At 73.3% G+C, this 9,126-nt stretch carries 13 protein-coding genes and 1 pseudogene; 3 read left to right on the forward strand and 11 right to left on the reverse strand.

What is annotated here, in order from left to right:
• A partial coding sequence (locus ABZW03_RS31235) for an asparaginase (protein WP_355265697.1) occupies positions 1 to 729 on the reverse strand: 729 nt, incomplete at its 3' end.
• Positions 730 to 803: 74 nt separating this feature from the next.
• Positions 804 to 1,385: an ABC transporter substrate-binding protein gene (locus ABZW03_RS31240; RefSeq protein WP_355265700.1), complete on the reverse strand. Its 582-nt coding sequence runs from the start codon at positions 1,383 to 1,385 to the stop codon at positions 804 to 806.
• Positions 1,386 to 2,027: 642 nt separating this feature from the next.
• Between ABZW03_RS31240 and dtd the strand changes: the two genes are divergently transcribed.
• A complete protein-coding gene (gene dtd, locus ABZW03_RS31245; protein ID WP_355265703.1) occupies positions 2,028 to 2,468 on the forward strand; it encodes a D-aminoacyl-tRNA deacylase in 441 nt (146 codons plus the stop codon).
• A 17-nt stretch (positions 2,469 to 2,485) separates the two neighbouring features.
• On the opposite strand, the gene ABZW03_RS31250 is transcribed toward dtd, so the two are convergent.
• The 3 genes from ABZW03_RS31250 to ABZW03_RS31260 form a co-directional block, all read right to left on the reverse strand.
• Positions 2,486 to 3,457, reverse strand: a complete 972-nt coding sequence (locus tag ABZW03_RS31250) for a folate-binding protein (RefSeq protein WP_355265706.1) — start codon at positions 3,455 to 3,457, stop codon at positions 2,486 to 2,488.
• A 10-nt stretch (positions 3,458 to 3,467) separates the two neighbouring features.
• A complete protein-coding gene (locus ABZW03_RS31255) occupies positions 3,468 to 3,932 on the reverse strand; it encodes a Fur family transcriptional regulator (RefSeq protein WP_355265709.1) in 465 nt (154 codons plus the stop codon).
• 91 nt (positions 3,933 to 4,023) lie between these two features.
• Positions 4,024 to 4,608 (reverse strand): FABP family protein, encoded by a 585-nt coding sequence (locus ABZW03_RS31260; RefSeq protein WP_355265710.1) that lies wholly within the window; start codon positions 4,606 to 4,608, stop codon positions 4,024 to 4,026.
• 348 nt (positions 4,609 to 4,956) lie between these two features.
• Here ABZW03_RS31260 and ABZW03_RS31265 point away from each other — a divergent pair, with 348 nt between their 5' ends.
• A complete protein-coding gene (locus tag ABZW03_RS31265) occupies positions 4,957 to 5,319 on the forward strand; it encodes a DsrE family protein (RefSeq protein WP_030059603.1) in 363 nt (120 codons plus the stop codon).
• A 65-nt stretch (positions 5,320 to 5,384) separates the two neighbouring features.
• Here ABZW03_RS31265 and ABZW03_RS31270 read toward each other — a convergent pair whose 3' ends face one another.
• The 6 genes from ABZW03_RS31270 to ABZW03_RS31295 all read right to left on the reverse strand — a co-directional run bounded on the left by ABZW03_RS31270 (position 5,385) and on the right by ABZW03_RS31295 (position 9,043).
• On the reverse strand, positions 5,385 to 5,660 hold the full coding sequence (locus tag ABZW03_RS31270; protein ID WP_355265712.1) for a DUF3099 domain-containing protein: 276 nt from the start codon (positions 5,658 to 5,660) through the stop codon (positions 5,385 to 5,387).
• Between the two features lie 73 nt (positions 5,661 to 5,733).
• Entirely contained in the window at positions 5,734 to 6,024 is a 291-nt protein-coding gene (locus tag ABZW03_RS31275) for a DUF1416 domain-containing protein (RefSeq protein ID WP_030288989.1), read from the reverse strand.
• A gap of 38 nt (positions 6,025 to 6,062) precedes the next feature.
• A complete protein-coding gene (locus ABZW03_RS31280; protein WP_355265715.1) occupies positions 6,063 to 6,899 on the reverse strand; it encodes a sulfurtransferase in 837 nt (278 codons plus the stop codon).
• Between the two features lie 233 nt (positions 6,900 to 7,132).
• Positions 7,133 to 7,213 carry an Ms5788A family Cys-rich leader peptide gene (locus tag ABZW03_RS31285; RefSeq protein ID WP_350517234.1) on the reverse strand — a complete coding sequence of 27 codons (81 nt, stop codon included), beginning with the start codon at positions 7,211 to 7,213 and terminating at the stop codon, positions 7,133 to 7,135.
• 224 nt (positions 7,214 to 7,437) lie between these two features.
• Positions 7,438 to 8,172, reverse strand: coding sequence for a DUF2993 domain-containing protein (locus ABZW03_RS31290; protein WP_355265718.1), 735 nt, complete (start codon positions 8,170 to 8,172; stop codon positions 7,438 to 7,440).
• 190 nt (positions 8,173 to 8,362) lie between these two features.
• The gene (locus ABZW03_RS31295; protein ID WP_355265721.1) at positions 8,363 to 9,043 is read right to left on the reverse strand and encodes a hypothetical protein; all 681 of its coding nucleotides are present in this window, start codon (positions 9,041 to 9,043) and stop codon (positions 8,363 to 8,365) included.
• Here ABZW03_RS31295 and ABZW03_RS31300 point away from each other — a divergent pair.
• Positions 9,033 to 9,126: pseudogene (locus ABZW03_RS31300) on the forward strand (serine/threonine protein phosphatase); the annotation flags it as partial. The gene ABZW03_RS31295 and the pseudogene ABZW03_RS31300 sit on opposite strands and share 11 nt — an antisense overlap.

A 9,126-nucleotide genomic window follows, 5' to 3' on the forward strand; every position in this document is an offset into this window, starting at 1 on the left:
GACGGCAAGCCGCTGGCCGGCGCCAAGTTCCAGCTGTGGCACGATTCCAACGGGACCGAAGGGCTCCAGCCGACCGGCGACGCGGCGCGGCTCGGTGCCCTCGGCGGCCAGCACCAGGCCGCGGTAGCCGCGGGCCAGGCCGGTCAGCGAGACGGCCAGCAGCGGCGCCCCGCAGCCGTCCACCCCGGCGTGCGCGGCGGTCTCGCCGGTGGCCTCCTCCAGGGCCTCGCGGGCCAGCCGCTGGATCGGGTGGGCCGGGTCGAGGTAGCTCGCGGTGTCCCAGCCGTTGGCGGTGCAGGCGGCCAGCCAGCCGGCGTGCTTGCCGGAGCAGTCCATCAGGATCGGGGCGCGCCCGCCGCCGGCGGCGAGCAGCCGCTCCGCCTCGGTGTCGTCCAGCGGGAGGTCGGCCGGGGTGCGCAGGGCCGACTCGTCGAGCCCGGCGGAACCGAGGATGCTCCGCACACCCTCGAGGTGAAACGATTCTGCGGAGTGGCTGGAGGCCGCCAGCGCCAGCAACTCGCCCTCGATCGCCAGCCCGGCCCGCAGCGTGGCCACCGCCTGGAACGGCTTGGCGGTCGACCGCGGGAAGACCGGGGCGTCCGGGTCGCCGAGCGCGAACTCGACCGAGCCGTCGGCCGCGAGCAGCACCAGCGAGCCGTGGTGGCGGCCCTCGACGAATCCGGAGCGCACGACCTCGGCGAGAACGGGCGCGGTGGCGGGCAGGGACATGGCGGATGAGCCTTCCGGAGCGAGGGTGGTGGGCCGGGAGAAGCCGGGCCCACCACCCGCGGCGACTCACCCGGTCAGAGCGGCCCTCCTGCGAGCAGGTCGTCGACCCGCGCTTCCCCATCACGGTACCTGCGGGTGATCTCGGCATTGCAACCGTCGGCGGTGCGCAGCAGCCGCTGGCGCCGTCCGGACACCTCGCGCTCGTGCGCCCGCAGCCGCTCCAGGGCGGCCAGCAGCTCCTCGGCCGGGTGCGCCGCCAGGTCGGCGAGCTGGACGTCGCCCATCAGCGCGTCCGCCTCCAGCCCGGACTCCCGGGTCCGCGGCGGGCCGAGGGTGACGTGCCGGGCCGAGCGCCGCACGGTGGAGGGCGCGTCGCTGAGGATGGCCGGCAGCCGGTCCAGCAGGTCGCCGGGGGCCGGCTCGGGGCCGGAGGTGCCGGTCGGGCCGGACGGACCCGACGGGTCGGTCGGCCCGTCCGTGCGGACCGGGCCCACTCCGGGCCGCCGGTCGAGCTCGGCCCGCAGGATGTCCATCCGCCCGTGCAGCAGCCGCCGCAGGTACGACAGGTCGGCCTCCTGCTCCAGGGTCTCCCGGCGCAGCACCCGCAGCTGCTCCAGGCCCAGCCGTTCCAGGTCGGGCTCGTCCTCCGCGCCCACCGCCGGACCGTACGGCCCCCCTGGGGCCCGCACCACCGGCCCGGACCGGTCCCGCGCCGCGCTGCTCGCGTCCATCACCCAACCACCTGACGTCGTCCGATCCCGCCCGCTCGCGGCACCCCGTCCCTGCCGCCGGTCCGGCCCGTCCCCCGACGGGCCGCGCGTCCCGTCCACCGGCACGCCCGGGATCCCCCGGGGTCCCGGTCCCCGGCCGTGCGCCCACCGGGGCGGCACGGCCGGACGCCCGACCCACCGGCTCGACCGCCCGGCCGAACCCCGGCCCGGCGCGGCGGACCTCCTGCGCCCCGGACCCTTCGTACGGTCCCCCAGCGTGCCACCCCGCCCGGCGCGCGCGCACCGCCCGTGCACCCGAACGGCCCCCTGGCGAACGGGGGTGGCTGATATGACCACCCCTTTCCGCAGGAAGAATGGCGCCCGATTCGGCGCAGGCGCGCACCCCAGGGCGTGCACGACCTCCGCGCGCGCCCCTGGTGTGCGCCCGGAGGAGGCCACCGGGACGCACGGGAAGGGATGTCCGGTAGGGATGTCCGGAAGGGTGCGGCGCGGCCCGGGTCGGCGGGTGCGCGCGACGGCCCCCGGGGGCCCTCCGGAGGCCGTACGGCGCTCCGGCACAATGGCCGCATGCGAGCAGTGGTGCAGCGAGTGACCGAGGCCCGGGTGACCGTGGCCGGTGAGACCGTCGGCGCGATCGAGGGGCCCGGGCTCTGCGTCCTGGTCGGCGTCACCCACGACGACACCCCCGCCAAGGCCGCCCAACTGGCCCGCAAGCTCTGGACGCTGCGGCTGCTGGCCCCCGATGACGAGGGCGTGGAGCAGAGCTGCTCGGACCTCGGCGCCCCGCTGCTGGTGATCAGCCAGTTCACGCTCTACGGCGACGCCCGCAAGGGCCGCCGCCCCACCTGGAACGCCGCCGCCCCCGGCCCGGTCGCCGAGCCGCTGGTGGACGAGGTGGTGGCGCAGCTGCGCGCGCTGGGCGCCAAGGTGGAGACGGGCCGGTTCGGCGCCGACATGCGGGTGGCGCTGGTGAACGACGGCCCGTTCACCGTCCTCGTCGAGGTCTGAGCGGCCCCCGTCGCGGCCTACTGCGGGACGATCACGTCCTGGGTGCCCGGCACCGTCCCGGCCAGCAGCACGGCGTCCACCGGGACGTTCCGCTTGACGATCGCCAGCGCGATCGGCCCCAGCTCGTGGTGCCGGGCCGAGGAGGTCACGAAGCCCAGCGAGCGCCCGTCCGGGTCCGTGGCCAACCGCAGCTCGGTGCCGTGCGGGGGCAGCGTCTCCTCGGTGCCGTCCAGGTGCAGGAAGACCAGCCGGCGCGGCGGGCGGCCCAGGTTGTGCACCCGGGCGACGGTCTCCTGGCCGCGGTAGCAGCCCTTCTGGAGGTGGACGGCGGTGCGCAGCCAGTCCACCTCGTGCGGGATGGTCCGGTGGTCGGTCTCGAAGCCCAGCCGGGGCCGGTGCTGCTCGATCCGCAGCGCCTCGTACGCCCAGATCCCGGCCGCCGGGCCGTACCCGGCGGCGAGCCGCTCCAGCTCGCCGCGCGGGACGAACAGGTCGCGTCCGTACGGGAGTTCACGGACGGCGGCGGCACCCTCGACGGAGCCGGTGGAGCCGGCCGGCAGGTGGACCACGGCGTACGCGGCGGTCGCGTCGGCGACCTCCACCCGGTAGAAGAACCTCATGCTGTCCAGGTAGGCCACCAGCGCCTCCTGGGTGCCCGGCTCGACGTGCGCCCAGGTGGTGGTGCCGTCGTCCACCAGGTAGAGCGCGTGCTCGACGTGCCCGTTCGGGGAGAGCACCAGCGCCTCGGCGGCCTGCTGCGGCGGCAGCTCGCTGACGTGCTGGGTGAGCAGCAGGTGCAGCCAGGAGAGCCGGTCCGGGCCGGTCACGGTGACCACGCCGCGGTGCGAGAGGTCGACGAAGCCGGTGCCCTGCGCCAGGTGGCGTTGCTCGCGGAAGATGTCGCCGTAGTGGGCGGCGACGCCCTCGTCGGCCCCCTCGGCGGGGACGGCTCCGGGCAGGGACAGCAGCGGGCTCTTCGGACCGGTCATACCGGCCAGCTTACGACCGGTCCCCGGCGAGCTTGGCGGTGCAGTCGGCGCAGCGGCCGAAGATGGCGAAGTGCTTGAGGTCGGTGTCGAATCCGTGCCGCTCGCGCAGGCTGTCGATGAGCGGCTGGGCGATCTCGGTGCCGGTCTCGGTGACCTTCTCGCAGTCCCGGCAGACCAGGTGCAGGTGGTGGTGGCGGCCGGCCAGGTGGTAGGTCGGGGCGCCGTGGCCGAGGTGGGCGTGCGAGACCAGGCCCAGCTCCTCCAGCAGCTCCAGGGTCCGGTAGACGGTGGAGATGTTGATGCCGCTGGCGGTCCGGCGGACGTGGCAGAGGATGTCGTCGGGGGTGGCGTGGTCGAGCTCGTCGACGGCCTCCAGCACGAGCTGCCGCTGCGGGGTGAGCCGGTAGCCGCGTTCGCGCAGGTCCGTCTTCCAGTCGCCGGAGAGCTGCCAGTCGGTGGTGCCGGTGTCCGCCACGGTACTGTCCCTGCCAATGCTCGGGGGTCCTGGTGCAAGTGTAGGGACCGGCCGCGGGCCGGTCCCTACCTCGTGCGCCGAAGCCCGCCTCCTACTTGAAGAAGGCGATGCCGTCGTCCGGCAGGTCGGTGATGTCCTTGATCAGCTGGGCCGGGCTGAGCACCTTCTTCAGCTGCGCGGACATGTACGGGCGCAGCGGCACGTTCGGGGCGGCCTTCTCGCCGACCCAGAGCAGCTCGCCGTTGACGAAGCCGTACAGCCGCTTGCCGCCGGAGTACTCCGGCGAGCCCTCGATCCGGGCCACCGCGTCGGTGGAGACGTCCACCTGCGGCTTGCCGTCGGCCAGCTCGCCGTACCAGATCTCGACCGTGCCGTCGTCGCGGACGGAGGAGATCTCGATCCCCCGGGCGCCGCTGGTCCCGTCGGTGTTGCTGGTGATGCGCCAGAACGCGTGCTCGTTCTCCAGCGGACGGACCTTCTCGCCCTCGCCGTCCAGCACCCAGGTGCGGGAGCGGAACTCCAGGAAGGGGCGGCCGTCGTGGCGGATCACGATCTCCTGGCCGAAATTGCACTTCTCCGCGCCGGGGAAGTCGAAGACGCCCGCGCCCTCCCAGGTGCCGAGGAGGAAGGCGAGCGGGACGACGTCCTTGTGGAGGTCAGAGGGGATCTCGATCATGTTCCTGGTCGCTGTTCTCGTCGGTGTGGGACTGCCTCAACCGTACGGCAGGCTCAGCGCTGGCCCTGGTACAGCTTCATCACCGAGAAGATGGCGAACCAGGTGATCAGCACGGCCATGAGGGCCAGCAGACCGTCGAAGAAGATTTCCAGACCGGACACGGGGGGCTCCCAGGCGGCGACAGTGTGGTGGATTTTGCTCCGCTCACTCTATCCGCCGGGTTCCGGCCGGTCGCGGTGAGCCCCGCCACGTCGCGGTTCGCGCCGTCGTCGCGCGGCCGCCCAAGCTTTGCCCAAGGGTTGCGGGGATGCCGGACGGCAGGGGAGGCGGGCGCTCTAAGGTGGCGCCATGTCGAAGAAACTGGTCATCAAGGTCACCGCAGGGGCGGACGCGCCGGAGCGGTGCTCGCAGGCGTTCACGGTGGCGGCGGTGGCCGTCGCCAGCGGGATCGAGGTCTCGCTCTGGCTGACCGGGGAGTCCTCCTGGTTCGCCCTGCCGGGCCGGGCGGCGGAGTTCGAACTGCCGCACGCGGCGCCGCTGCCGGACCTGCTGGAGTCGATCCTGGCGGCCGGTTCGGTGACGCTGTGCACCCAGTGCGCGGCCCGGCGCGGGATCGAGCAGAAGGACACCGTCGAGGGTGTCCGCATCGCGGGCGCCCAGGTCTTCGTCAGCGAGATCATGGCGGACGGCGTCCAGGCGCTCGTGTACTAGTCCAGGCGCTCGTGCCCTAGGGTCCGTCGTCAAACGCCCCGCAGACGCGAGTTTGAAGACGGACCCTAACGGTCACGCGACTCGTGGTCGGGGCGGTCCCGGTCGTGGCCGGGCTCGTCCCACTTCGGGTCGTCCCAGCGCGGGTCGTTCCACCAGTCGTCGTCCGGGTCCCGCTTGTTGGCGAACACCGCGGCGGCGGGCGGGATCACCATCGCGACCACGCACATGCCGATCGCCGCGCCGACCGAGAAGAACCGCACCACGCCCCAGGCCATGACGAACAGCCCCAGGCACACGCCCATCATGGCGAAGTAGTAGCGACGCCGCCGCCTTGCCTGCACCCCTCCACGGTACGGCCGAGGGCCCCTGCACGGCAGGGGCCCTCGGGGTGGTCCGGGTCGGTTCCGGCCGCGGTCAGACCGCGATCGCGACCTCGACGGCGGTGCCCTGGGAGGCCACCACCTGACGGTCCACGGTCTGGCCCGGCACCAGCGCGCGCAGGGTCCACTTGCCCGGGCGGGCGAAGAACCGGAACTGGCCGGTCGCCGAGGTGGGCACCTCGGCCGTGAACTCGTTGTTCTCGTCCAGCAGCCGGACGTAGCCGTTGACCGGCTCACCGTCGCGGGTCACCGAACCCTGGATGATCGTCTCGTTCGCCACGTCAACTCCTGCCAGGTCCGGGCCGCCGGCCTTCGCACCGCACATGTCTGTGTTCCCTTCTGACTTACGGGTCGAGCCGGGGCTCAGTTGCTGCCGAGCTCGATCGGCACGCCGACCAGGCTGCCGTACTCGGTCCACGAACCGTCGTAGTTCTTGACGTTCGCCTGGCCGAGCAGCTCGTGCAGGACGAACCAGGTGAGCGCGGAGCGCTCGCCGATGCGGCAGTAGGCGATGGTGTCCTTCGCCAGGTCGATGCCCTCGGCCTCGTACAGCGCCTTGAGCTCGTCGTCGCTCTTGAAGGTGCCGTCGTCGTTGGCGTTCTTGGCCCACGGGATGTTGCGGGCGCTCGGCACGTGGCCGGGGCGCTGCGACTGCTCCTGCGGGAGGTGGGCCGGGGCGAGCAGCTTGCCGGAGAACTCGTCGGGCGAGCGCACGTCGACCAGGTTCAGGGTGCCGATGGCGGCGATCACGTCGTCGCGGAAGGCGCGGATCGAGGAGTCGGCGGCCTGCGCCGTGTACACGGTGGCCGGGCGGGCCGGCACCTCGGCGACCAGGTCGCGGGAGTCCAGCTCCCACTTCTTGCGGCCGCCGTCCAGCAGGCGGACGTCACCGTGGCCGTACAGCTTGAAGTACCAGTAGGCGTACGAGGCGAACCAGTTGTTGTTGCCGCCGTACAGGACGACGGTGTCGTCGTTGGCGATGCCCTTGGCGCTGAGCAGCGCCTCGAAGCCGGCCTGGTCGATGAAGTCGCGGCGGACCGGGTCCTGGAGGTCCTGCTTCCAGTCGATCCGGACGGCGTTGCGGATGTGGTTCTTGTCGTACGCGGAGGTGTCCTCGTCGACCTCGACGATGACGACCTTCGGGTCGTCCAGGTGGGCCTGGACCCAGTCGGCGTCGACCAGGACGTCGCTGCGGCTCATGGTGGTGTCTCCATCCGAGGGCGGTTGTGCGGAAGGTGCTGCTCAGGAGGGTGCTGCCGGGGTGCCCGGGTGGGTGCGGTCCGAAAATCCGTCCGAATACCGGGACGGGAGGGCGGACGGGTGCGACCGGGCGGGGAACTGCGGAGTGCATCGGCCACCGCCCGCCCGCAGAGCCGGGCGCGGTCGCCGGGAAGATCGACGGCGGGCGTCAACTGCCCTACCGGGGCGCCGAGTCAGCGCATTCGACACAGACAGGCGGCCACGCGGCACAGGTCTACCGCCCGCCGCTTCGTGAGGTCCGTCTGTCGCTTCATGCCGACGATGCTAGGGACACCGGCGGCCCGCTGTCATCAGCGTATCGAATAGTGGGATCGAAACGCTCGGATGGCGGGATTCAGCCGTGACCCGGCCCTCCGGGGCCCGTCCGGCGGCCCCCGGACGGCGTGCGCGGGGCGGAAACGACACCGCTCCGCGGCCCGCGCTGGACAGCGCGTCTCGCGGAGCGGAACGTTTCGGCGGGCTCGGTCCCCGGGCGGGCTCAGCCCAGGAGCTTGACGCCCTTGCCCTCGAAGGTCAGCTGGAGGCCCTCCGCCAACGGCGTCACGCCGCCGCTGCCGCCCTCCTTGTCGGCCAGCTGCAGCCCGGCCGGCAGCGAGTCCAGGGTGAAGCTCATCGGTTCGAGCTGCTGGCCGGTGGCACCGGCCACCATCCCCGCCAGCGAGCTCAGCCGGAAGCCGTCCACCGTGACGGTGTTCCCCTTGTTGTGCACGGTGCCCTCGCCGATCGCGATCGGCCCCAGCGAGGCCTTGACCTTGCCCGGACCGGCGTAGGCCAGGGTCAGCCGGGAGTTGCCGCCCACCGGCAGCTTGGTGCCGTGCAGCAGCTGGGAGGCGGGCGGCAGCAGCTGGGCGAGGTCCGGGTAGGAGATCACCCCGCTGCCGGTGCCGCTGTCCACCGTCGCACTGCTCATGCTGTCGCCGACCTCGACGCCGGAGAGCCGCGCCTTGAAGGAGTGCAGCGCCACCCGGTGGCTGCCGTCGCCGACGGTCAGGCCGTCGGAGGAGATCCGGACGTCGTCCAGCTTCATCGACAGCACCTGGGTGAGGAACGGGAAGCCCTCGATCGAGACCTCCGGGCGCTGGCTCATCCGGCCGCTCTGCACGATCCGGTCGGCGGCCTCGTCCTCGGCCACTCCGACCGCGATCCGGTCGGCGCCCAGCAGCAGGCCGGAGAGCACCGCCAGGCCGATCGTGGCCTTCAGCCATCCGCGCATCGTGTCCCCCGTCGTCGCCGGTCGCAGTGGTCGTTCGTGGTCGTGATCGTTCGTGTGGGTCGTTCCCCGCGGGTCGTACACCGTTCCGTGGCGGCGCCGGCCGTGCCCGCCCTCGCCCGACCGTACGACGTCCGGCCCCGGAACATGGTTCCGGGGCCGGAATTCGACCGGGACGGGCCCGGCGGAGGGGTCAGGCCAGCAGCTCGGTGGCGATCCAGACCAGCGGCGCGGCCACCGCCAGCGGCAGCGCCACGCCCGCCGTCATGTGCACGAAGCGGGACGGGAAGTCGTACGCCGCGACCCGGCGGCCGACCAGCGCGCCCAGCCCGGCCAGCGCGCCGAGCGCCACCGGCGCGCCCACCAGCAGGCCCAGCGCCACCGCCGCGGCCAGGCCCAGCACCGGGCCCAGCTGCTTCGGCCCGGGCAGCGGCGCCGCGGCCAGCAGGGTCGCCAGCGCCACCGCGCCCACCGCGGCCGGCACCCAGTCGGCCAGCAGCAGCGCGGTGCAGAGCACCGTCACCACTGTGGCCGAGCCGAGCACGGTCAGCGCGTAGAACCGCTCCTTCGGGTCCGACGGACGGAACGTCTGCAGCACCAGGACCAGCAGGAAGAACCCGCCCAGGGTGCCCACCACGGCCGCCACGCCGCCGTCGGAGTCCGCCAGCAGCACCGCCGCGTCCGCCGTGAAGCCGGCCAGCGCGGCGAGCAGGATGCCCTGCCGGGCCGGCCACATGCCGTTCAACCGGAACCAGCCGGCCGCCGTCAGCAGCTGGAGCAGCGCGACCACCAGGGCCAGCGCGACCTGTCCGAGCGCGGCGCCGCCGGCCAGCAGGGCGGCCGCGCCGGCGGTGATCAGGGCCGGCGACTTCACCGACCGCGGGCCCGACGGCATCGGCGTCATCGACCTGGTCATGCAGCTGGCCGCCGAGGCCGCCGCGGCCGGCGGCTACTGCC

It is taken from the genome of Kitasatospora sp. NPDC004799 (assembly GCF_040609095.1).
Taxonomy (GTDB): Bacteria; Actinomycetota; Actinomycetes; order Streptomycetales; family Streptomycetaceae; genus Kitasatospora.